Raw genomic sequence first — 21,682 nt, 5'->3', positions numbered from 1 at the left:
GATATCACTGCGGAAGGGGCCGGATGACCACGGGGCGTAGCGGACGAACGGTGCGGGACCTGCGGCGGGGAAACCGGAGCGCCGTCCTCCAACGGCTGTACTTCGGCGGCCCGATGAGCCGCCAGGAACTCGGCCCCGCCACCGGGCTGAGCTCGGGATCCGTCAGCAACGTCGTCGGCGAACTCGTCGCGGACGGACTGCTGGAGGAGGCCGGGATCGTCGACTCCGACGGTGGACGGCCCCGCACCCTGCTGCGGGTGGCGCCCGGCAGCGCCCACATGATCGGCGTCGACGTCGGCGAAACCCGGGTACGCGTCGAGCTGTTCGACCTGACCCTCACCGAACTGGCCCGTACCGAAATGCCGTTGCTGCCGCGCGGCTGCTACGACGTCGGCCCGATCGTCGACCACATCCGGCACGGCATCGCCACCGTGCTCGCCGAGGCCGGGGTCGGCACGGAGCGGCTGCTGGGGGTGGGCGTCGGGGTACCGGGCATCGTGGACCGCGACGCACCGGGCGGGACAGTGGTGCACGGCCAGACCATCGGCTGGGACGCGGTGCCGCTGGAGGAACTGCTGCGCGCCACCGGAGCCCTGCCGGAGGAGGTCCCGTACATCATCGACAACGGCGCGCGGACGCTCGGCCAGGCGGAGATGTGGTTCGGTGCCGGGCGCGGGGCCCGGGAGGCGGTCGTCGTGCTCTTCGGCTCCGGGGTCGGCGCGAGCCTGATCACCGACGGCTCGCCGGACGGCGGGACGACCGAGGGAACCCCGCTGGAGTGGGGCCACCTGACGGTCTCCGTGCGCGGCCGGCGCTGCCGGTGCGGGGCGCTGGGCTGCCTGGAGGCGTACACGGGGGCCGAGGCCCTGCTGGCGCGCTGGGCGGAACGGGGAGGCGCTGCGGGCGGGCGACCGGTGGACTCCGTGGACGAGGAGGAGGCCCTCTCGGCCCTGCTGGCGGCGGCCGGCACGGGGGACCCGGTGGCACGGGAGGTGCTGGAGGAGACCGCGGAGTACCTGGGCGCCGGACTGTCGGACCTGATCAACCTGTTCCAGCCGGAGCGCATCCTGATCGGCGGCTGGGCGGGCCTGATGCTGGGACCCCACATCCTCCCGGCGGTACGGGAGCACGCGACCCGGTACGCGCTGCGCCATCCGGCCGGGCGGGTCACCGTCGGCATGGGCTCCCTGGGCCCCGACGCGGTCACGGTCGGCGCCGCCACGCTCCCGCTCTCCGCCTTCTTCGCGATGGGCGGCCGCCGCACGGCTCCCGGGCCACGGACCGAACCCCCGGGCTGGCGCACGGCCCTGGAGGTCCGCAACGCGGGCGGCGCGGCGGCTCTCTGAGGGGCATCTTGCCGATCAGGCGGAATCCCGCATCACCAGAGCGGGGGCGAACAGCACCGAGGCCGGTTCCGGGGCCGCGGTGCCCGCAATGCGGTCCAGGAGCAGGCGGACCATCTCGGCAGCCATGTCCTCCACCGGCTGCCGTACGGTCGTCAGCCGCGGCCGGCAGGCCGCGGCAGCGCCGGAGTCGTCGAAGCCCACGACGGCCACGTCTTCCGGGATCCGGCGGCCGTGCTCGCGCAGCACCAGGCAGGCCCCCTGCGCCATCAGGTCGTTGGCGGCGAACACCCCGTCCAGGTCGGGCCGTTCGGCCAGCAGGCAGCTCATGGCCCGCTCGCCCCCGTCGAGCGTGAAGTCCCCCTCGGCGACACGGACCACCCGGTCGCGGCCCTCCGCCGCCTCGCGGAAGCCGGCCAGCCGCTCCCGGCTGGCCGGCACGTCCGCCGGGCCCCCGATCGCCGCGAGCCGGCCGCGCCCCAGCGCGAGCAGGTGCCGGGACGCCAGCGCCCCGCCCTCCCGGTGGCGCAGGTCCACGTGGTCGAGCGGCACCCCCGCCGCCGGACGCGCGAACAGTACGGCGGGCAGTGCGGCCGCCGCGAGCATCCCGGGCAGCGGGTCCCGGGGATGGGTGGTGACCAGCAGGGCTCCGTCCGCGCTGCCCTGCGCCAGGTACGCGAGCACCTCCGCGCGATCCTCCCCGGTGTCGGCGAACATCAGCACCGGGTGCACACCGAGCGGCCGCAGCACGCGGACGACCCCGCTGACCACTCGCCCGAAGAAGGGGTCCTCGAAGACCCGGGCCGCGAACTCGTCCCGCGTGCCGGCAGATCGGGAGCCCGCGCCGGAGACCACCAGGGCGACGGTTCCCGACCTGCGGGTCACGAGGGAACGGGCGGCCCGGTTCGCCACGTAGCCGGTCGCGGCGACGGCCTGCCGGACCGCCTGCTGGATGGCGGGGTCCACGTTCCGGACGCCGTTGACCACGCGGGACACCGTGGCCCGGGACACCCCCGCCGCGCGGGCCACGTCCTCCAGGGTCGGGGCTCCGCCCGCCCCCGTCCCCGCTCCCGTCGCGCCCGTTCCCGTACCCCGCCCCGTGTCCATGGCGGCACTGTAACGTCCGGGCAGACAGGACCTAGACGGGGTCCAGCCGTTCCCGCAGCGGCAGTTCACCGGCGTGGGGTCCCGCCCGTACGGTGAACCGGCCCGGCTCCGTCACCCAGGCGCGGGCCGCCGGGGACCAGTGCTGGAGGGCGCGCGCGGGGATCCGTACGTACGCCGTCACCCGCTCCCCCGGTCCGGCCTGCACGGCGGCCCACCCGGCGAGCCAGCGCACCGGCCGCTCGACCGCCGAATCGGGCCGGGACAGGTGGACTTGGACGACCTCGCGGCCCTGCCGGGCGCCGGTGTTGCGGAGCACGACGGGGATCTCGCAGCCGCCGCCCGCGTGCGGCCGCGGCACCCCGAGGGCCTCGTACCGCCACGTGGTGTAGCCGAGGCCGTGGCCGAACCAGTAGGCGGGGGCCGTGCCCGTGCGCAGCCAGGCCCGGTGGCCGATGTGCAGCCCCTCCTCGTACGGGAGGACGCCGCCTGTGGGGCGGGTGGTGCGGACGGGGGCGTCGGCGAGGGTCGCGGGCCAGGTGGTGGGGAGCCGGCCGCCGGGCTCGGCGCGGCCGAGGAGTACGTCGGCGAGGGCGTGGCCGGCCTCCTGGCCGGGGAACCAGGTGAGGAGGACGGCGGCGACTTCGGTGCGCCAAGGGAGCTCGACGGGTCCGCCCGCGTTGACGACGACCACGGTACGGGGCTGGGCGCGGGCGATCTCCCGCACCAACTGGTCCTGTGACGCCGGCAGTTGGAGCGAGCGGCGGTCGTGGCCCTCGGACTCGTCGCCGTCGGTGGTGCCGACGCAGACGATCGCCACGTCGGCCTCGCGGGCGGCGGCCACGGCGGCGGCGAGTGCCCCGGCTGGGTCGGGAGCGGGCCCGGCGGCCGTCAGAACGGTGGCCCGGCCCGTGCCGGGAGCCAGTTGGCGGCGCGCGCGGACCTCGACGGGTCGGCCGGCGGTGAGGTGGACGCGGGCGGTCCGCTGAGGCGGGCGGACGTGCACCACGGCCGGATCGTCCGTCTCCGGCGGGAACTCCCCCGCCAGCACGGCCGTTTTCTCCACGGTGAGGCCGAGTGCGCCGAAGCCGCCGAGCCCGAGGGTCCAGGTTCCGGTCGCATCCGGATGGAGTACGGCGGCCAGCTCGACGGTGTGGGCGCCCGGAGGCAGTTCGGGCTCCAGCACCCGGCCGGAGGGCTGGTGCGCGGAGTGCAGCACGGCGTCGGTGGCGTCGAGCACGCGCAGCCGTACGCCGGGGGCGCCGGTCTCCGGGTCTCTGGCATGACGTGCGCCGAGCGGCGCCGGACCGCCGCTGCCGTCCGGGGGCGGGCCCGGCTCGTACACGAGGCGCGCCTGCGGGGGCAGTGCGGCCCGCAGCCCGGCCAGCGGGGTGACCACGGCGTGCGGGAACACCTCGGAACTGCCGCCGCCCTGAACGCGGGGGTCGTCGGCGTGCGTCCCGATGACGGCGGCGGCGGCCGGGGCCCGGGGGTCCAGGGGCAGCACGCCCCGGTTCTCGAGCAGGACGAAGCTCGCGGCGGCGGCCTCGCGCAGCAGGCGCCGCGCGTCGGTCTCCTCGGCACCGCCGCCGCCGGGGGCGGGGGCGGGGGGCCCGAGGGCGCCGACCCGGCCGGCGAGCCTCAGTACCCGGCGCGCCTTGTCCCGGACCGCCGCGGCCGGAACCAGTCCGCGCTCCACGGCGGCCAGGAGCGCCTCGCCCCAGGGCCCGCCGGGGCCGGGCATGAGCAGATCCTGCGCCGCGGCGGCCGAGGCGACCGAGGACCGGCCGGCACCCCAGTCGGAGACGACCACCCCGTCGAAGCCCCATTCCTCCTTCAGGGGATCCGCGAGCAGGGAACTCTCCGTCATGGTGTGGCCGTTGACCTTGTTGTACGCCGACATCACCACCCAGACCCCGGCACGTACGGCGGCCTCGAAGGGCGCGAGGTACAGCTCGTGCAGCACGCGTTCCTCGACCCGGACGTCGAGGGTCAGCCGTTCGGTCTCGGAGTCGTTCGCGACGTAGTGCTTCGCGGTGGCCGCCACCCCGCGGGACTGGATCCCGCGGATGAGGGCCGCCCCGGTGCGGCCCGCGAGCAGCGGGTCCTCGGCGAAGCACTCGAAGTGCCGTCCGGCGAGCGGGCTGCGGTGCAGGTTGAGCGTGGGCGCGAGGAGGACGTGCACCCCCTTGCGGCGGGCCTCGTCCCCGAGGAGCGCGCCGAGCCGGTGCACCCGCTCCTCGTCCCAGAGCGGGCCGAGCGCACTGGCGGAGGGCAGCAGCACGGAGGTCCGCCCCTCGTCCCAGCCGGGACCGCGCACCCCGGCCGGGCCGTCGGAGAACACCATCTCCCGTAACCCGACGGCAGGTTCGGCGTGGGTCCGCCAGGTGTCGGCGCCGGTCAGCAGCCGCACCGCCGCGCGCAGATCGAGCCGAGGCTCGTCACGGCCGTCCATGCCGGTGTCCCTTTCGCCGCGGAGGATCTCGGGAGAGCGCTCTCCCAGTATGGTTCCGGGCCCCACGGACAGTGTCAACGCCCGTGCCGGGGCGGGGTGCTGCCGCTGCGCGGGGCGAGCCCCCCGGCCGGGGGCCGTCACTCGTACTCCGTGCCGCCCTTTCGGGTCAGGTACGCCGGGCTGACCGCCTTGGCGATCGCGCGGCCGCCCACAACCGGGCTGTACCGCTCCGTCGCCGGGCGGATGACGACCCCCTCGCGCAGGTGCAGGCCCCGCCCGGACACGGTCTCCCGACCGCTCGCCACCTCCAGCACCCTGTCGAGCTCGTACGGCCCCTCGTACAGCCTCGGCACCACCGGCAGTTCACCGTCCGACAGCACCTCCGCCGGGTCCAGCCACCGCACCTGCCCGTCGATCTCGGCGGACACGTCGAAGACGGCGTACCCGGGCGGCGTGTCGGCGGTGCGCACGTCGGTCCCGTACGCCAGGTCCTGGACGCCCGCCCCGTACACCTCGCCGAAGATCCCGATCCGCGACGCGCCGAGCCGCGCGGCCAGCCCGGCCGCGACCGCCGGTACGCCGTGGCCGCGTACGGCCCGCCAGTACACGTTACGCTCGTCCTCGCTCAGCGCGAGCCCCTTCGCACCGAAGCCCTTCGAGGAGACCAGCACCCGCTCGCCCTGGGCGACGTACGTGAACAGGCAGGCGGTGCCGTGCAGTTTCTCGGTGAGGACGACGGGCTCGCCGGGCTCGAAGATGTGCGGATAGCGCTGGAGGTTCTCGATGTCCACCCACGACATCAGGTCCGGAGCCGACTCGACGTCGCCGTTCATCGTGGTCGGGACGGGCGGAGCCCATTTGGTGATGCCGAGCAGCTCCGCGAAGTCCGTGCCCTCCTTGGCCGCCTGCACCAGGTCGACGTCGGCGAGCGCGCGCGGCCGGCACACCAGCCCCTGCGAGAGCTCTCCGCGCAGCCGGACCGCCTTGACGCGGTCGGCGGAGCTTCCGGCGAGCCGCCCGGTCAGCCCGAGCTCCTCGATCAACTCGGCGGGCAGCACGGCCTGCTCGGGTATGTAGAGGGCGAACTCTCCGGTGTGATAGGCGCCCTTGGCGACCACGGCTCGGTAGAGGCCCACCTGGGCCAGCTCCAACGCGTCGGCGTTCGGATGCTCATGGACGGTCAGCTCTTCGGCGGTGACCCGCAAGGTCGACATGAAAGGTCTCCTCGGACGTACGGATGTGGAAGCGACGACCACTCTCGGCGCCGCCATTTCCACTGGTCCAGCGCATTTCGGGATGCTAAGGGCCGTCTCGGCGCCTGGCGTATCCTCGCCCCCGAACGCACCTTCGGCATCCAGGAGCCCCCCATGTCACCTCGTCCGGTCACTGTCGTCACCGGCGGCAGCAGGGGCATCGGCGCGGCGACCTGCCTGCGCCTGGCGGCCGACGGGCACGACCTGGTGCTGGGTTACGCGCAGGACGCGGCAGCCGCCGAGGCCGTCGCCGAGCGGGTACGGGCCACCGGTGCCCGCTGCGTGACCGTACGCGGGGACACCTCCGAGGAGTGCGGCGTCGAGCGGCTCTTCGACATCGCCGGCGCCGAACTGGGCACGGTGACGGGGCTCGTCAACAACGCCGGGGTGACCGGCCCGCTGGGCCGCCTCGCCGATGCCCGCACCGAGGATCTGCGGCGGGTCGTCGAGGTCAACCTCCTCGGGTACCTGCTGTGCTGCCGCCGCGCGGCCCGGGACATGGCGGAGTCGGGCGGCGGGGCGATCGTGAACGTCTCCTCGGCGGCGGCCACCCTCGGCAGCCCCGGCGACTACGTGCACTACGCCGCGACCAAGGCCGCCGCCGACGCGCTGACCATCGGCCTCTCCAAGGAGCTCGGCCCGGACGGCATCCGGGTCAACGCCGTGGCGCCGGGCATCATCGAGACCGACATGCACGCGGCGATGGGCGACCCCGACCGCCCGGCCCGGGCCGCGGCCGGGATCCCGCTCGGCCGGCCCGGGCAGCCCGAGGAGATCGCCGGGGCGATCGCCTGGCTGCTCTCCCCGGAGTCCTCGTACACGACGGGAGCCGTGCTGCGGGTCTCCGGCGGGCGCTGAGTCGGGCGTCAGCCGAAGGCCGCGGCCGTGGCCGGGCCGTAGACGCCCGGCTGGTCGCCCTTGATGCCCCGGTCGCGCTGGAGCTGGCTGACACCGCGCTTGGTCTGGCCGTCGTACACGCCCGTGATCGAGACGTACGTGAACCCCTGCCCGAAGAGCAGTTCCTGCAGGGCGCGCACCTCGGGCCCGCTGTCCCCCATGCGCAGCGTCGCGGCGGGGGCCGCGCGTCGGACGGCCGACGCACTCGGCGAGGGCGCCGGCTTCGTGCCCTGGCCGGCGGACGGTCCCGGCGACGCGGAGGCACTGGCTTTGGCCGAGGGCGCGCCGGACCGTGCGGAGGCGCCGGGCCCGGGCTCGCCGCCGGAATCCGCACCGCGCGCCGGGAGCACCGGCACGGACAGCTCGGGCGGCCGCTCGGAGCGGGCCGGCGGTTCCGGATCGGGGCCGTTCAGCAGGAGGACGATCCCGCCGGCCGCGGCCAGCGCGAGCAGGGTGGCGACGGCCGCCCCCCGCCCGCCGCCGCGCCTGCGGGCGCCGGGGGACGCGGGGGCCGGAGCGGGCACCGGGGCGGGAGCAGCGCCGCGGGGCGCCGTCGCCGGGCCCGGGAACGCGAGGGGCCCGGTCTGCGGCCAGGCGGGGGCCGTCGCCGGGGACGGCCCGCCCGAGGGGGCGACGTACGGACGTACGAGCAGATGGTCGTCGGGGATGCCCGCGCTCTCATCGGAGTCGTGGGACACGGTGTCTCCCCGGCTGGGACATCTGAGGCATCTCCGAAGTGCAGCTCAAGCGGTGGTTCTCGACCGGCGCACTCTTGCCTCCACGGCGGCCCCGGTCAAGCCGGGTGTCCGGTCTGCCCTTGTCCATCCGTTCTGCCGGGCTGCCGGCGGACCGACGTGGCCCATACGGTGCCCACGGCCAGGAGCATCAGGGCGGCTCCGCCGAGCGGGGCGGCGGGGGCCGAGATTCCGTCGACCGCGAGCCCGCCGAGCAACGCGCCCGCCGCTATGGCCAGGTTGAACATGGCCACCATGAGGGAGGTGGCGGCCTCGGCCGAGGCCGGAGCCGAGGTGAGCATCCAGCTCTGCAGGGTCACCGAGACCCCGCCGTACGCGAGCCCCCAGGCGAGCAGCAGCGCGGTCCCGGCGACGGCTCCGGGGAGGACGGCGATCAGGGCGAGGACCACGGTGAGGCAGGCGCTGATCGTGAGCAGCGTGCGGTGCGCCCCGCGGGCCCCGGCCAGGAAGTTGCCGGCCACGCCCGCGACCCCGTACCCGAGCAGGAGGGTGCTCACGTACTCGGCGTCGATGCCGGAGACGTCCCGGAGGACGGGCCGTACGAAGGTGTAGGCGGCGAACTGCCCGGTCACCACGAGGAAGGTGACGATGACTCCCGCGCGGACTCCGCGGTTCGAGCGGAGCAGGGCGGGGAGTTGGGCGAAGGTGATGTTCCGGGTCGGGGGCAGCGGGGGCAGGAGCAGGAGCAGCGCGGTCAGGGTGACGAGGCCGAGGGCCCCGACCGCCGCGAAGGCGGTGCGCCAGCTGCCGAGTTCGCCGAGCAGGGTCCCTGCGGGGACGCCGAGCACCGAGGCGGTGGGGACGCCGCCGAAGACGAGCGCGGTGGCCCGGCCGACGTGGCGCCGGGGGACCAGCCGTACGGCGAGCCCGCCCGCGATGGCCCAGAACCCGCCCACGCTGACGCCCACCAGGACGCGGGCCGCGAGGACGACGGCGAAGGTCGGGGCGAGGGCGGCGACGATGTTGGCGGCGGCCATGAGGGCGATGAGCACGCAGAGCACGAGCCGCCGGTCGAGCCGGCCGGCGCCGACGGTGACGAGTGGTGCGCAGAACCCGGCGACCAGTCCGGGCACGGTGACCATCAGACCGGCGGTCCCGTCGGAGACGCCGAGGTCGGCCCCGACGGGGGTGAGCAGGCCGACGGGCAGCAGCTCGGAGGTGATCAGGCAGAAGATCCCGAGCGCGAGGGCGCAGACGGCCGCCCAGCCCTTCCAGGCAGGCCCTTCATCAGATTTCGCAGCATATGCGGATGAAACGGGCTCACGGTCAAGCTCGCGGTCAGGCTCGTGGTCGGGCTCGGGAGTCGGCGCGGGGGTGCCGGGCGCGGCGGCTGAGGTCATGGATCGGTACTCCGTACGGGCTGATCGGCGGGCAGAACGCGGCAGCACGGGGCGCCGGGGGTCGCGCCTCCCCCGTCACCCGCACTGCCGTTCCAATTCTCCGGCCGCCCCGGTAATTCCCGGAAGCCGCCGTCACCCGGACGCGTGAGGCGGTGGACCCGGCCGGCCGGGCCGTACGGCAAGGTGGTCGGATGCAGTTACGCCGGGCCGTGCCCCTCTCCCTTCTCGCGCTCCTGGCGAGCGCCGGCTGCGTCTCCGTCGGCGCGCAGGATTCGGCTCCGGTTCCCTCGGGCGGTTCCGTATCGCCCACCGACGCGCCCGACGCGCCGCCTCCCGTACCGGCGCCCCTGCCGCAGTCGCTGCCGCTGGGTGAGCTGCCGGCGGCCGCGGCGGACACGCCGGGTCCGGATCCGTCGGAAGGGCGGCCTCCGGCCAGGGCCGCCCGGCCGCCCGCCTCGCGGCCCGCGAAACCGGCGGCGCCGCCCCGGCGCTCGCGCTCGGCCAAGCCCACGCTCCCCCACCCGCTGCGTCGGCCTGCCCCGCCACCCGGTCTGGACGAGCTGTGCTCGGCCGTGGAGGGGGCTGTTCCGCCGTCCATCGTCGACCTGTGCCTGCGCCAGTACGGCCGCTGACCGCGCGGGCCGGGGAATCGGAGTCTCAGGGGCGGCGGCCGCAGACGCCTGCGCAGCGGCGGACCGTGTCCCGGCGGGCGGTGCGCAGCCGGTGCACGGTGCTGCGGCCGCGGCGGCGCCATTCGCCCCGGGGCAGCGCGGCCCGCTGGCCGCCGCCCGCGATGAGGGCGTTGACCGGGGTCATCGGGTCGGCGGCCATCGCCTTGGCGAGCAGCACGCCGACGACGAGCGGGACCAGGGCGACGGCCAGGGCCGAACCGGCGGTGGTCACGTGCTGCATGCGCGGGCGGGTCGGCGCGCCGCTGGGGGCCTCGGAGATCATGGCCCCATTCGACCAGCGGCGGGGCGGCGGGGAATCGGGGCGGATACTCAGGCCGTTGGGCACAACGTACTCAGACGGATGACGCGTGGCGGCGGGGTGGTGGGTGATGGCGGTACCCGGGCAGGGTTTCGAGCCCGCGACCGGCGACGGCCCGGCCGCGCCGGACGTAGGCCGTGCGGCGGAACTGCGCACGGCCTACGAGGGGCTGCTGCAGATCCGCCGACTGGTCAACGGCCCGGCGGGCGAGGCGGTTCCCGCGCCGTGGGAGGTGCGGCAGCTGCCCCGCGCGGTGGCCCTCGTACTGGAGGCGTCGGGGATCACACCGTCGGCGGCGGACGCGGAGGGCCTGCCGACGCGGAAGGGCTATCGGGTGGCCGCCGGCCCGGAGCCCGGCCGGGCCGAGGTGACCTGGGCCGGCCCCAAGGGCAGCGGCGCGGCCGAGGAGGAACAGGAGCGGCTGACCGCCTGCGCGGCCGCACTGGAACGGCTGGGCTGGGTCTGCCTCCTCTACCGGGGCCCCCGCCGCCGCCGCTTCCTCGAGGTGGAACCCCCGCGCTGACCGCCGCCGCCAAAACCGGTGGCCCGCGCCGCCCCGCACCGAGACACTCGACGGATGGGCATGCTCGACGCACTGGCGGACCGCATCGGCCGGGGCGAGACCGTGGAGTTCCGGCCGGCCGGCGGATCGATGGCGCCCCTGATCCACAGCCGTCGGCAGTGCCGGGTCGCACCGGTCGACCCGGCGCTGCTCGAGGTCGGCGACATCGTCCTGGCCCGCGTCTCCGGCTCCGTGTACCTGCATCTGGTCTCGGCGGTGGACACCGCCCGCCGGCGCGTGCAGATCAGCAACAACCGAGGCCGCGTGAACGGCTGGACCGGACACGACCGGGTGTTCGGCATCTGCCTGGCCGTGGACGGCGTCGCCCGCCCGGGCGCGGCGGGCAAGGTCCGCCGGTCCGGTGTCCGGCCGCCCCTGCTCGCCACCCGGCGTCTCGACCTGGTCCCCCTGCACCCCTCGCACGCCGACGAGATGGCCCTCGTCCTGGCCGATCCCGCTCTCCACGCCTTCACCGGCGGGGCACCGCTGTCGGCCCCCGCGCTGCGCGCCCGCTACGAGCGGCTCGCCGCCGGCTCCCCCGACCCGGCGGTCGTCTGGGCCAACTGGGTGCTGCGGCTGCGCGGCCAGGGGCGGCTGGTCGGCACCGTCCAGGCCACGATCGGCGCGGCCCTCGACCGGGCCGAGCTGGCCTGGACCGTCGGCGCCCCCTGGCAGGGCCACGGGCTCGCCACGGAGGCCGCCCGGGCCCTCGCCGACTGGCTGACGGAGCTGCCCGTCGGCCTGCTGGTCGCGCACGTCCACCCGGACCACGCCGCCTCGGCGGCCGTCGCCGCGGCCTGCGGGCTGCGCCCGACCCCGTACCGCCAGGACGGCGAGATCCGCTGGGAGTCCCTCGGCTCAGGGTGAGCAGGACGACGTCCGCCCTCGGGCGGCCCGAACACGGCGGCGGGTGTCAGCGGTAGCGGGCGGCGAGCGCGGCGACCGTGCCGGCGAGGGCCGAGCGCAGCTCGGACGGGCCGAGGACCTCGGCGTCCGCGCCCAGCCGCAGGAGGTCGCCGACCGCGACGGCCTCGGACTCCACGGGCAGCCGGATCCGCACCCAGCCCTCCGCGTCGGCCGGGCCGGCTGCCTCGAGCGCCCGTACGCCCGCCGCGCCGAACCGCATCGGCAGCAGCCGCTGCCCACGGGGCGAGAGCCGCAGATCGGCGGTCTGCTGGTGGAGGACGGCGTCCAGGCGGCGGGTGGACTCCCCCCAGTACGCGGCGAGTTCGAATCCGGCCGGCCGCTCGAAGGCGTCGGCCGCGGTGTCCACCGCCAGGAACCGGGAGACCCGGTAGGTCCGAACGGAATCCACGGCCCGGGCCACGAGGTACCAGATGCCGCCCTTGAGGACGAGGCCGAGCGGATGCAGAGCGCGGTGCACCTCGCCGCCCCAGCGGCGGTAGTGGGTGTGCAGGACCCGCTGGTCCCAGACGGCCTGGGCGATCCGCGCGAGGTGCGGGACGGGGTCGGCGTCCCGGAACCAGGCGGGCGCGTCGAGGTGGAAACGGTCCTGGATCGTCCGCGCCCGTTCGGCGAGTGCGGCGGGGAGCGCGGCCTGGAGCTTCAGCTGGGCGGCGGCCAGCTCGGCGCCGAGGCCGAGTTCCCGCGCGGGGCCTGGGGCGCCGGCGAGGAAGAGGGAGCCGGCCTGTGCGTCGGTCAGGCCGGTGAGACGGGTGCGGTAGCCGTCCGCCAGCCGGTACCCGCCGGCCGGGCCGCGGTCGGCGAGGACGGGGACTCCGGAGGCGCCGAGGGCTTCGACGTCGCGGTAGACGGTACGGACGGACACCTCGAGCTCGGCGGCGAGTTCGGGCGCGGTCATCCGGCCGCGGTTCTGCAGGAGCAGGAGCAGGGAGAGAAGCCGGTCGGCGCGCATGGCACTGATTGTCGCCCTACCTGACACAAGGTGTCAGGTACGGCTGCCAGCCTGTGGACACAGACCGATGAACGGCCCGGGCGGGGACGAGCCCTCCGGGTCCCGCCGAAAGGATCACCATGCCCACGTCCGTAGAGACCGGCGGCCGTTTCACCTTCGCCGACTGGCAGGAGCAGCCCGTCGGCCCCGCGGAGGCCACCCCGCGCCTCGCCCACGCCGAGGTCGCCAACTCCTTCACCGGCGGGGTCGAGGCGAACCGGACCACCTGCGCCTACACGATCGCCTACACCGGGGAGAACGTCGGCACGTACACCGGCATGGAACTGCTCTCCGGCAGCGTCGACGGCCGCAAGGGCACCTTCGTACTGGAGGAGTGCGGCAGCTTCGACCCGGCCGGCACCGTCTGCCGCTTCGAGGTGGTGCCGGGCTCCGGCACCGGCGATCTCGCCGGACTGACGGGCTCCGGCGGGTTCACCTTCCGGCACGGCGACTCCTCCGTGGAATACACCTTCGTGTACTCCCTCGCCTGAGTTCCGGGCGCGCGCTACATCACGGCGCGCCGAAGGTCAGCGTCAGCTGCGGGGGGCCCTCGTTGGCCTGCGCCTCCGAGGACCACAGCCACAAGGCGTCCGTACCGGCGCTGGTCAGGGCCAGGCCGTATCCGCCGCCGAGGGCCGCGGCGACGGTCTGGGTGTCCAGCCCAGCGGTGTGCACCGCCGAGCCGTCGGGGATCCCCGCGAAGCTGCCGAGCGCCGGTCCGCCCAGGGCCGGGCGGTTGGAGTACGTGGTCCCGCCCTCGGTCCACGACCCGGTGACCGGGACGACCGAGACGGTATCCGCCGTACTGGCGCCGCTCATCGTGCTCGTCTTGACGCTGAGGGTGGCCGACTTCAGCACCGTGCCCGCGGGCGCGGCGGGCAGGTTGAAGCGGAGGTAGCTCGCGTAGAACGAGGTGCCCCGCACGGCGAGCGAGCTCGAGGTCCCGTAATTGGTGTCGGGCGCGCCCGCGTTGGCGTACGTGTCCTCCGAGGCGGTCACCCGCACCACCGAGTCGGCCGGGGCGGTGGCGAGGGCGTGGTGGTTCTGCACCTGCGCCGCGCTCAGGACGGTCGGATAGACGGCGGTCTCGTCGAGCTGGCCAGCCCAGTACTCGCTCGTCGGACGGTCCGGCCAGCCGCCGAGGCTGTCGCCGCCGGCGTGCCAGTAGCCCGAGAAGTTCTCGTGCGTGGTGACGTTCAGCGTGCCCTTCTGTACGCCGTCCACGTAGAGGGTCATCCCGCCGGGCCCCTGGGTGGCGACGGCGTGGTGCCACTGGTTGTCGTTGTACGCGGCGCCGGTGGTGACCGTGCGGGTGGCGCCGGTGTAGACGCCGAAGACCAGGCGGCCGTCATTGGTCATGTAGAGGTGCTTGTCGTACTGGTTGCTGCCGCGCGACTGGTTGTTCCCGAAGCCGAAGAGCTTGCCGCCGCGTGCGGTGTTCGTCTTGAACCAGGTCTCGATGGTGTAGGCGCTGCCCACGTTCTGGCGCTTGTCCCCGTACACCTGGGTGTCCGTGCCGTTGAACCCGATCGCCGTGCTCGCGCCGGAGACCGCGCCGGGCGTCTGGCGCACGGCGGGGGCGTTCAGGTGCACGCCGCTCTGGTTGCCGCCGTCCGAGGAGTCGGCGACGAAGGGCAGGGCGGACTCGTCGTAGCGCCAGTACTGCTGGGCTCCGTCGGCGCGCACCTGGTTCGGGTAGCCGTCCACCGAGGTCGGGACCGTCACGCTCGCGGTGCTCGACAGGGCGCTGGTGTTCCCGGCCGCGTCGGTCGCGGTCACCCGGTACGTGTACGTCTGGCCCGGGGTCACGGTGGTGTCGGTCCAGGAGGCCTGGGGGCGGCGGAAGAACAGCGAGTCCGCGGTGACCGTGGCGACCGGCGTGGCCGCGCCGTTGCGGTAGATCCGGTAGGTCAGCGCGCTGTCGTCGAGGTCGAGGCTGGTGCGCCAGCGCACCTGGGCCTCACCGGGCTTGAAGCTGACGGCACTTGCGACGGGCACGCTGGGCGCGCCGGTGTCCCCGGTGGAAGCGAAACGCGTCAGGCTCTGCTGCGCCGCGCCGTTGACGGTGGTGAACTCGCCGCCGACCCACAGGTACTGGACGCCGCCCTTGGAGCCGACGGTCATCACGCGCGGGCCGATGCCCTCGCCGATGCCGTCGTTGGTGTCGGGGGCCCAGCCCAGTTTGCCGGTGCCGCCGGTGGGCTGGGCGAGCAGGTGGTGGCGCTGGCCGTCGGGGAACTCGCCGACGCTGGAGCAGTCGTGGGCGTGCGAGGCGCTGTAGAGCACGCTCTGGTACGGCAGCACGGCCTGCGTGGCGCCGAGGCAGGTGTCGCGCCAGCGCTGGCCGAAGTCGGAGAGGTTGAGTGCGATCCGGCCGTCGAAGACGCCGCCGCCCGTGCCCTCGTTGGCGGTGTAGAACCCGGTCTCGTCGGTCGCGATGTCCTTGACGACCGAGTTGGTCTCGATGAAGCCGGGGTAGGACTTGGTGAGCGCGCCGCTCGTCGCGTCGACGACGGCCAGTGCGTGGGTGTTCGTACCGTTGACGGTGAAGAAGTCGCCGCCGAGGACCACCCGGTTGCCGTCCGGGGTGACCTCGACGGCGCGGCCGGGCTCGTCGGCGTCGGCGGTGAAGGGCTTCAGCGCCCCGTCGGCCGCGTCGACGGCGGCGAAGCGTTCGCGCGGCTGGCCGGCCACGCTGAGGAAGTCGCCGCCCGCGTAGACGGTGTCGCCGGTGACGGCGAGGGCCCGTACGGTGGCCGCGAAGGCGGGACGGAACGCGGGCTTCACGGCGCAGGTGGCCACGTCGATGGCGGCGAGGCTGGAGACCGGGGTGCCGTTGACGGCGCCGAAGTAGCCGCCCGCGTAGAGGGTCTGCTTGTCGGGCGAGAGGGTGAGCGCGCGGACCGTCGCGGTGCCGGAGCCGATGGTGAAGGACAGCGCGCAGGAGGTCGGGGCGCCGGTGGCGGCGTCGAGCGCCGCGAAGTTCACGGCTGGCTGCTCGCTGCCGGCGCCGCCCGCGGGCGGGCGTACGGCGGAGAAGGTGCCGCCGACGAAGACCTTGCCGCCCGCCTCGGCGAGGGCCCAGACCACGCCGTTGGGCTGCCAGGTCGGCAGTGCGTCCGCGGTGAACGCCACGGGCGGGGTGATGGCCGCCGCCTGCGGGACGAGGCCGAGGCCCAGGCCTGCGCCGGTTCCGGCCAGGGACAGGGCGAGAGCAGCCGCCAGTCGTCTGGATGTACGCATGAACCCCCCAGTTCGGTGTGCTGTGCGGCCGTATCGCGCGCGGCCGCCGAGTCATGGCCGGAATCCGCCGGACGGCGGGCCGCGGCCATGCGTACGGGCGCACCTTAGGGTTAATCGGCGCTCGGTTCACCCCACTTGACGTATCGGATGCCGAATCGCGCCGCGCCCGTACACCTTCGTCCCGCGCCTGCCGGGGTCCGGCCGTCCGGATCCGGACGGCTGCCGCCGGTCATGTTTCCGGTAGGTCCCGGCCCCCGGGTGGCCACCCTGACGAAACGGCCCCGCGCGGGGCCGCGTCCCCTCTACCGTGCCTTGAGGGTGATGGGCACGGCACCGGAGGGTGGAGGGGTGGGGCGGATGGACGAAGAAGAGGACATGCGGCTGGCGAGGCTGACTCCGGAGATCTCGCGCCGCACTCTCGCCATGCTGCGCGGCCTCGCGGGCCTGGAGCCGCCGGAGCAGGTGCCCGAGGACGCCATGATCGTCACCGACGCGGTTCTGGCGGACTACGGCACCGACGGGCTGCGGGTGCTCGCGATGACGCTGGCGGCCTGGGCGACGGCGCAGATCGAGAACGTCGCCGAGCTGAGCGGGCGCAGCCACGAGGCGGTGCTGGACGCCATGGAGCTGGCCTGTCTGGAGGCGAACGCCGAGGAGTAGCGGGGGCGGGCACGGCGCATACCGAATCCGCGGCCGCGCCGGGACGGACGGCATACGGGCCGATCCGCGCTGCCCGGAAGAAGCGCCGCCCGATCCGGTCTGGATCGGGCGTGCGTCGGCGACACTGGGTGTATCAGTGCGCCGTGGGGGGTCGTGATCGGAGGCCGTCGTGAGCACACCTTCCCCCGTCCGGATGGCTGCCGTGCTGTCCACCGAGCATCGTGGCCGGCTGATGTCCCAGGCCCGCGAGGTCAATTTTTCCGAGAATGCGGCGATCTTCGAGGAAGGCACCCGGGCGGACTCCTTCTGGATCGTCCGCTCCGGCACGGTGACCCTGCAGATCCCCGTGCACGGGCGGCGGCCGGCGCCCGTGGAGAACCTCGGTCCCGGTGAGCTGGTGGGCTGGTCCTGGCTGTTCCCGCCGTACGTGTGGCAGCTGAGCGCCGAGGCGATGACGCCGGTGCGCGCGTACGAGTTCGACGGCGGGAGGGTACGGATGCTCATGGACGCCGATCCCGCCTTCGGGTCCGCGATCGGTCACTGGGTCGGGCGGGTCCTGGCCCTGCGGCTGCACCAGACCCGCACCCGGCTCCTCGACCTGTACGCCCCGCGCGCCTCGGCCTAGGCGGAAGTCGGGCCCGGCAAGGCAGCACAGGGACACCGCGGCCGGGACGGTGGCGCAGAGCACCGCCAGGGCCGCGCACGCGTGCGCCCGCGCGCCCTCGTACCGAGGGCCTCCCAGGGGATCACGATGCCGCTGCGGACGTGCGGCAGGACCCCGGGCAGGGGTCCCAAACCTCCTCGCAGACGGATTTCGCAAGGGTTTCGCGCGTGTCTCCGGTCGGTGTTCAGCCGATTCGGCGAGCCGCTCCCCCACAGGTCAGCCCTTGCCACACCGCTCCGGTCTGCAATCATCCGTACACGATCGGTGACGAAAAATGGGGGTGCGAACGGGCGTTCACGGCCCGCGTGGGCAAGACTCTGTCCGCTATCCGAAACAACAACCCAAGGGAGTGTTCGAAATGCGGTCCATCACCAGGGGTCTCGGGCTCGGTTCCGCCGCCATGGCGCTCACCGCGCTCACCGCGCTGGCCTGGCCCGGGTCGGCCGGAGCCGCCCCTTCCGGCACGGAAAGCCTGTACGCCCCGTCCGCGCTCGTACTCGGGGTGACCGCCGGGGACGACACCGCGACCGGCACCGTGCTGCGCGCGGTGACGCTGGTGTGTGCGCCGACACCGGGCGGGACGCACCCGAACCCGGCCGCCGCCTGTGCCGAATTACGGTCGAACGCGCCCCGGCTGGACGCCCTCGCGGCGCCCGAGCCCGGTACCGCGTGTACCAAGGAGTGGAACCCCATGACGGTGACGGCCGACGGCGTGTGGCAGGGCCGCCGGCTGAACTACGAGTACACCTTCGGCAACCCGTGCGGCATGCGCAACACCACCGGCGCGCTGTTCGGCTTCTGACAGCCTCTCAGTGCGGGCACCGGCCGGGCGGCACGTCGACAGCCGCCCGGCCGGGCTCAACCGCCGACCACCTTCCTGCTTGCGCTTCGATCAGGAACCGGTGGTCGCGCACTGTGAATCCGCCTGCGATTCTGATGCGCCGATCGAGTCGGCGCAGCGCGGATTCGTGCTCGGAGGGCTCGAAACCGGGGAACTGCCAGGGGATGGCCCGAAGTTGGAAGATCACCGCTCCGATGTCGTGGAAGGTGTAGGGGCTCATCTCCTCTCGCGCCGTTGCCACGCGAAGGCCCGCGCCTTCCAGTGCCCGTACGGCGACATCCAGCGTCCAGCTGTCCGGGTCGGCCGGTGCGGGGATGCCGAGGGGTTCGTTCAGTTCCAGCTGGTTGCGGCTGCCCACCTGCTGGGTGAGGAGCCGGCCGCCCGGCGCGAGTGCCGTGCGGATGCCTGCCGCATCGAGCACCCCGTGACGGTTGAGGACCAGGTCGAAGGGGCCGGGGGGCAGGTTCGAGCCCGATGCCTGGTGGACCTCTACGCCCAGCGGGGAAAGGCGTTGCCGGGCCAGGCGAAGGTTGGGCACCCAGTACTCGGTGGCCACGCTTCGCGGTGGCAGCAGGGTGAGTGCGGCGAGGAATTCACCGCCGCCGGTGTCGATGTCCAGGAGGCTTCGCGCACGCGAGAGCAGGACGCGGGCACGCTGCTCGTAGTCCCAGGAGGGTCCCCCGCCGTCCGCACGACCGTTCAGCCAACTGAAGTCCCAGCCTTTCATCGTGGCCTGCTGGGCTTCCGCGACGTACGTCTCGTAGTCGTCGGCGGTCGTCATGGGCGCACGCCACATCACAGGACGGGCGGCTGCGCCGCGACGATGACGTTCCCGTACAGGTCTGCGAAGTGCAGGGAACGGCTTTCACCGTCCTCCCGCTCGCCCCACACCCGCACGCCGCGACCGCGCAGGTCTCTGCCGGTCTGCTGCACATCGCCCGTGTACAAGACGAGCAAGGGCTGGCCACCGCACTGACGGCCGATCAGCTCACGCTCCCGCGTCGTGGTCGCAGGCATCAGCCAGAGGCCCACCTGCTCCTGGCCGGGCAGACCGATGTGCAGGTAGCGGTAACCATCAGCCGTCTGATCGTGCAGGACCGAAAAGCCCAGGACGTCTCGGTAGAAACCCAGGGCGGCTTCGGCATCCGCGACGAGCACCACCGTTCGGCCAAGCGCGGAGAACAGCTTCGGATCGGGAGCAGGAGCCATCAGTGAAACCTCCGAGAGGACGGCAGGCCTGAGCAAACGGGCTGGTCCAGAACGCAGGACGATGCTACACAGAATGGGTTACACGAGTAACAACATTAACGCCCTGCTCTGCTTCGCAGCCCTGCGCCGCACCAACTCCGGAGCCTGGATGCCCACTTCACTCCATCCGATGCCGCTGCCCTTCTCCTGGGCCGACCAGGAACGACACCTCGTCGGCCATCTTTCGGCGCTGATCCGTCTGGACACCTCGAACCCGCCCGGCAATGAGATCACCGTCGCACGCCATCTCTCACGCGAGCTGTCCCGCTCCGGTATCGCCCACAAGGTTCTGGAGTCCGAGCCCGGACGGGCCAACCTCATTGCCCGGCTTCCCGGGACCGGACAGGAGCCGCCGCTCATGCTGCTGGGCCACGCCGACGTGGTCGGCGCCCAACCCGGCGGATGGAGTCGTCCCCCGTTCTCGGGCGAGGTGGCGGATGGCCGCGTGTGGGGCCGCGGGGCGCTCGACATGAAGGGCCAGGTCGCCGCGAGCCTGCTGGTCATGCAACTCCTCGCTGCGCACCGGATCCCGCTGCGCCGGGATGTGCTGCTGGTGGTCACCGCCGACGAGGAGGCCGGCAGCCGGCTGGGGGCGTACTGGCTGTGGGAGAACCACCGCAGCCTCGTCGAGGCCGAATTCGCGTTCAACGAAGGCGGCGGCCAGCGCTTCATGACTCCCGGCGGCCCCGTCTACACCGTCCAGGTGGCCGAGAAGGGCAGCGCCAGGATGCGGGTCACCGCTCGCGGGCCGGGCGGCCATGCCTCCGTCCCGCGCTCGGAGTCGGCGGTGTTCACGCTGGCCGAGGCCCTGCTCCGGTTGCGCGCGTTCGCCCCGGAGTCGGTGCTGAGTCCGACCGCGCGGCGCATGCTCAGCACCTTGGCCGAGCTGCACCCGGGTGCGGGCGCGGAGGCGATCGAGCGGCTGACGCAGGAGCCGACCTGGGCCCGTGCGCACAGCCTGCCCATCGACCCCGTGCTGCGGGAGTTCGTCGTCGCCGGGATGCACAACACCGCCACTCCCACCGTTCTGTCCGCGGGACACCGGCAGAACGTGGTGCCTGTCGAAGCGAGTGTGGTGCTGGACGGCCGCCTGCTGCCGGGTGAGCTGCCCGATGGGTGGGCGGAGCGGGTGCAGAAGGCAGTTGGAGACCGTGTCGAGGTGTCGCTGCTGCACGGCAGAGTGAGCACCGGCGTGCACGACGACCCGGAACTCCTGCGGGTTCTGGGCGATACCCTCGCCGCCCACGAACCGGGTGCGCGGGTCCTCCCGTACATCAATCCGGCCGCCACGGACGCCCGCGCCTTCCCCGACACGAAGGTGGTCGGATTCTTCCCCTCGGCGAGTGACGCGGACATCATGCGCCTCATCCACGCACCGGACGAACACGCCCGGATCACCGACCTGATGTTCGGCGGCAAATGCCTGCTCGACGCGGTCCTCAGACTCTCGGCATGACGTGTGTCAGCCCAGTTCGAGGCTCGTGACCCCGTAGATGCCGGCCAGTTCGAGTGCGGGGGCCGGGCCCGTGTACATCCTGGCGGTCTCGAAGACCGGGACCAGCCCGAGGCCCGCGAACAGGGTGGCGGCCTCCGGGTTCGCGTCCGGTACGTCCACGGACACCAGCCCGCCGGGCGCTTGCTCCGCGAGCCCGCGCAGCAGGGTGGCCGCCACGCCGGGGGTGGCCGCGTAGAGCGGGCCGATCCGGGAGGCCCCGCTGGACGGGCGGACGACGCCGATTCCCTCGATCCGGCCGGCGCGGACGGCGGCCAGGGCGGTCCGGCCGGGCAGTGCGGTCCAGGCGGAGAGGAAGGCGTCGCGCGCCTCGGGGAAGAACCGCCGGTCGTAGGCGGCGAGTTGCCCGAAGGGCAGCGAGGCCGCGTCCACCACCTCGACGCCGTCGGCACCCGCAGCCTCCCCCTGCGGTACGCCTTCGTGGCGGACGTTGTTCCAGGCGTGACGGAAGCCGGACTTGCGGTAGTTGTCCTGCTGCTCGACGACCCCGTCCAGGCCGATGAGCCGCCCGTCGAGCCGCTCCATCGCCGCGTCCCAGAGCCGGATGCCGTAGCCCTGCCCGCGGAAGGCGGGACGGGCGATGTAGAAGCCGATGAAACCGAAGCCGGCGCCGTAACGGACCGCGGAGACGCAGGCCACCGGTTCGCCGTCGAGCCGGCCGACGAGGAAGCCCTCCGGGTCGGCGACCGCGAAGGCGAACCGGTCCGAGTTCCCCGGATTCCAGCCCTCCTCGTCGGCCCAGCCGCGGATCATCTCCATGTCTGCGGCGCTCGCGCCGGTGATCTCGAATCCCGTCATGCCGATGTTGTAGCAGATGCCCGAGCGGACCGGTTCGAGGGCGGAGCACCGCGAACCACTCGTAGCGGCAGGTGAGTTCATGGCCATTCTTCAGCCCTGTG

Annotated in this window: 21 protein-coding genes; 10 read left to right on the top strand and 11 right to left on the bottom strand. The window is 73.9% G+C overall.

Annotation, left to right across the window (positions count from 1 at the left end):
- Positions 1 to 23: 23 nt before the first annotated feature.
- Entirely contained in the window at positions 24 to 1,346 is a 1,323-nt protein-coding gene (locus JIW86_RS35020; RefSeq protein WP_257558123.1) for an ROK family transcriptional regulator, read from the top strand.
- Between the two features lie 15 nt (positions 1,347 to 1,361).
- On the opposite strand, the gene JIW86_RS35015 is transcribed toward JIW86_RS35020, so the two are convergent.
- The 3 genes from JIW86_RS35015 to JIW86_RS35005 form a co-directional block, all read right to left on the bottom strand.
- Complete coding sequence (locus JIW86_RS35015; RefSeq protein ID WP_257558122.1) at positions 1,362 to 2,450, bottom strand: LacI family DNA-binding transcriptional regulator; 1,089 nt, start codon at positions 2,448 to 2,450, stop codon at positions 1,362 to 1,364.
- 31 nt (positions 2,451 to 2,481) lie between these two features.
- Positions 2,482 to 4,902 carry a glycoside hydrolase family 3 C-terminal domain-containing protein gene (locus JIW86_RS35010; protein WP_257558120.1) on the bottom strand — a complete coding sequence of 807 codons (2,421 nt, stop codon included), beginning with the start codon at positions 4,900 to 4,902 and terminating at the stop codon, positions 2,482 to 2,484.
- A 137-nt stretch (positions 4,903 to 5,039) separates the two neighbouring features.
- Positions 5,040 to 6,116, bottom strand: a complete 1,077-nt coding sequence (locus JIW86_RS35005) for an RNA ligase (ATP) (RefSeq protein ID WP_257558111.1) — start codon at positions 6,114 to 6,116, stop codon at positions 5,040 to 5,042.
- 153 nt (positions 6,117 to 6,269) lie between these two features.
- Between JIW86_RS35005 and JIW86_RS35000 the strand changes: the two genes are divergently transcribed.
- Positions 6,270 to 7,013, top strand: coding sequence for an SDR family oxidoreductase (locus JIW86_RS35000; RefSeq protein ID WP_257558109.1), 744 nt, complete (start codon positions 6,270 to 6,272; stop codon positions 7,011 to 7,013).
- A gap of 8 nt (positions 7,014 to 7,021) precedes the next feature.
- On the opposite strand, the gene JIW86_RS34995 is transcribed toward JIW86_RS35000, so the two are convergent.
- Together JIW86_RS34995 and JIW86_RS34990 are read right to left on the bottom strand one after the other, a co-directional pair.
- Positions 7,022 to 7,750, bottom strand: a complete 729-nt coding sequence (locus JIW86_RS34995; RefSeq protein WP_257558107.1) for a peptidoglycan-binding domain-containing protein — start codon at positions 7,748 to 7,750, stop codon at positions 7,022 to 7,024.
- Between the two features lie 95 nt (positions 7,751 to 7,845).
- Complete coding sequence (locus JIW86_RS34990; RefSeq protein ID WP_257558106.1) at positions 7,846 to 9,147, bottom strand: MFS transporter; 1,302 nt, start codon at positions 9,145 to 9,147, stop codon at positions 7,846 to 7,848.
- Between the two features lie 191 nt (positions 9,148 to 9,338).
- Here JIW86_RS34990 and JIW86_RS34985 point away from each other — a divergent pair, with 191 nt between their 5' ends.
- Complete coding sequence (locus JIW86_RS34985) at positions 9,339 to 9,779, top strand: hypothetical protein (RefSeq protein ID WP_257558104.1); 441 nt, start codon at positions 9,339 to 9,341, stop codon at positions 9,777 to 9,779.
- A 25-nt stretch (positions 9,780 to 9,804) separates the two neighbouring features.
- Here JIW86_RS34985 and JIW86_RS34980 read toward each other — a convergent pair whose 3' ends face one another.
- Positions 9,805 to 10,101 (bottom strand): hypothetical protein, encoded by a 297-nt coding sequence (locus JIW86_RS34980; RefSeq protein WP_257558103.1) that lies wholly within the window; start codon positions 10,099 to 10,101, stop codon positions 9,805 to 9,807.
- 106 nt (positions 10,102 to 10,207) lie between these two features.
- Between JIW86_RS34980 and JIW86_RS34975 the strand changes: the two genes are divergently transcribed.
- Both JIW86_RS34975 and JIW86_RS34970 read left to right on the top strand, forming a co-directional pair.
- On the top strand, positions 10,208 to 10,660 hold the full coding sequence (locus JIW86_RS34975) for a hypothetical protein (RefSeq protein WP_257558101.1): 453 nt from the start codon (positions 10,208 to 10,210) through the stop codon (positions 10,658 to 10,660).
- Positions 10,661 to 11,074: 414 nt separating this feature from the next.
- A complete protein-coding gene (locus JIW86_RS34970) occupies positions 11,075 to 11,566 on the top strand; it encodes a GNAT family N-acetyltransferase (RefSeq protein WP_257559554.1) in 492 nt (163 codons plus the stop codon).
- Positions 11,567 to 11,612: 46 nt separating this feature from the next.
- Here JIW86_RS34970 and JIW86_RS34965 read toward each other — a convergent pair whose 3' ends face one another.
- On the bottom strand, positions 11,613 to 12,575 hold the full coding sequence (locus tag JIW86_RS34965) for a helix-turn-helix transcriptional regulator (RefSeq protein WP_257558099.1): 963 nt from the start codon (positions 12,573 to 12,575) through the stop codon (positions 11,613 to 11,615).
- A gap of 119 nt (positions 12,576 to 12,694) precedes the next feature.
- Between JIW86_RS34965 and JIW86_RS34960 the strand changes: the two genes are divergently transcribed.
- Entirely contained in the window at positions 12,695 to 13,105 is a 411-nt protein-coding gene (locus JIW86_RS34960) for a DUF3224 domain-containing protein (RefSeq protein ID WP_257558097.1), read from the top strand.
- Between the two features lie 19 nt (positions 13,106 to 13,124).
- On the opposite strand, the gene JIW86_RS34955 is transcribed toward JIW86_RS34960, so the two are convergent.
- Positions 13,125 to 15,857, bottom strand: coding sequence for a DNRLRE domain-containing protein (locus tag JIW86_RS34955; RefSeq protein WP_257558095.1), 2,733 nt, complete (start codon positions 15,855 to 15,857; stop codon positions 13,125 to 13,127).
- Between the two features lie 357 nt (positions 15,858 to 16,214).
- Here JIW86_RS34955 and JIW86_RS34950 point away from each other — a divergent pair, with 357 nt between their 5' ends.
- The 3 genes from JIW86_RS34950 (at position 16,215) to JIW86_RS34940 (ending at position 17,983) form a co-directional block, all read left to right on the top strand.
- Positions 16,215 to 16,517, top strand: coding sequence for a hypothetical protein (locus JIW86_RS34950; RefSeq protein ID WP_257558093.1), 303 nt, complete (start codon positions 16,215 to 16,217; stop codon positions 16,515 to 16,517).
- A 169-nt stretch (positions 16,518 to 16,686) separates the two neighbouring features.
- A complete protein-coding gene (locus tag JIW86_RS34945) occupies positions 16,687 to 17,142 on the top strand; it encodes a Crp/Fnr family transcriptional regulator (RefSeq protein WP_257558091.1) in 456 nt (151 codons plus the stop codon).
- Between the two features lie 397 nt (positions 17,143 to 17,539).
- Positions 17,540 to 17,983, top strand: coding sequence for a subtilase-type protease inhibitor (locus JIW86_RS34940; RefSeq protein WP_257558089.1), 444 nt, complete (start codon positions 17,540 to 17,542; stop codon positions 17,981 to 17,983).
- Between the two features lie 7 nt (positions 17,984 to 17,990).
- Here the strand turns inward: JIW86_RS34940 and JIW86_RS34935 are convergent, their stop codons facing one another.
- Positions 17,991 to 18,803: a class I SAM-dependent methyltransferase gene (locus JIW86_RS34935; RefSeq protein WP_257558078.1), complete on the bottom strand. Its 813-nt coding sequence runs from the start codon at positions 18,801 to 18,803 to the stop codon at positions 17,991 to 17,993.
- A 14-nt stretch (positions 18,804 to 18,817) separates the two neighbouring features.
- Complete coding sequence (locus tag JIW86_RS34930) at positions 18,818 to 19,231, bottom strand: VOC family protein (RefSeq protein WP_257558077.1); 414 nt, start codon at positions 19,229 to 19,231, stop codon at positions 18,818 to 18,820.
- Positions 19,232 to 19,304: 73 nt separating this feature from the next.
- Between JIW86_RS34930 and JIW86_RS34925 the strand changes: the two genes are divergently transcribed.
- Positions 19,305 to 20,726: a M20/M25/M40 family metallo-hydrolase gene (locus JIW86_RS34925; protein ID WP_257558075.1), complete on the top strand. Its 1,422-nt coding sequence runs from the start codon at positions 19,305 to 19,307 to the stop codon at positions 20,724 to 20,726.
- A gap of 6 nt (positions 20,727 to 20,732) precedes the next feature.
- Here the strand turns inward: JIW86_RS34925 and JIW86_RS34920 are convergent, their stop codons facing one another.
- Positions 20,733 to 21,581 carry a GNAT family N-acetyltransferase gene (locus tag JIW86_RS34920; protein ID WP_257558073.1) on the bottom strand — a complete coding sequence of 283 codons (849 nt, stop codon included), beginning with the start codon at positions 21,579 to 21,581 and terminating at the stop codon, positions 20,733 to 20,735.
- Positions 21,582 to 21,682 lie beyond the last annotated feature (101 nt).

This window comes from Streptomyces sp. NBC_00162 (assembly GCF_024611995.1).
Taxonomy (GTDB): domain Bacteria; phylum Actinomycetota; class Actinomycetes; order Streptomycetales; family Streptomycetaceae; genus Streptomyces.
The sequence above is the reverse complement of the archived record's forward strand: the minus strand, read 5'-3'. Positions and strand labels throughout refer to the sequence as shown.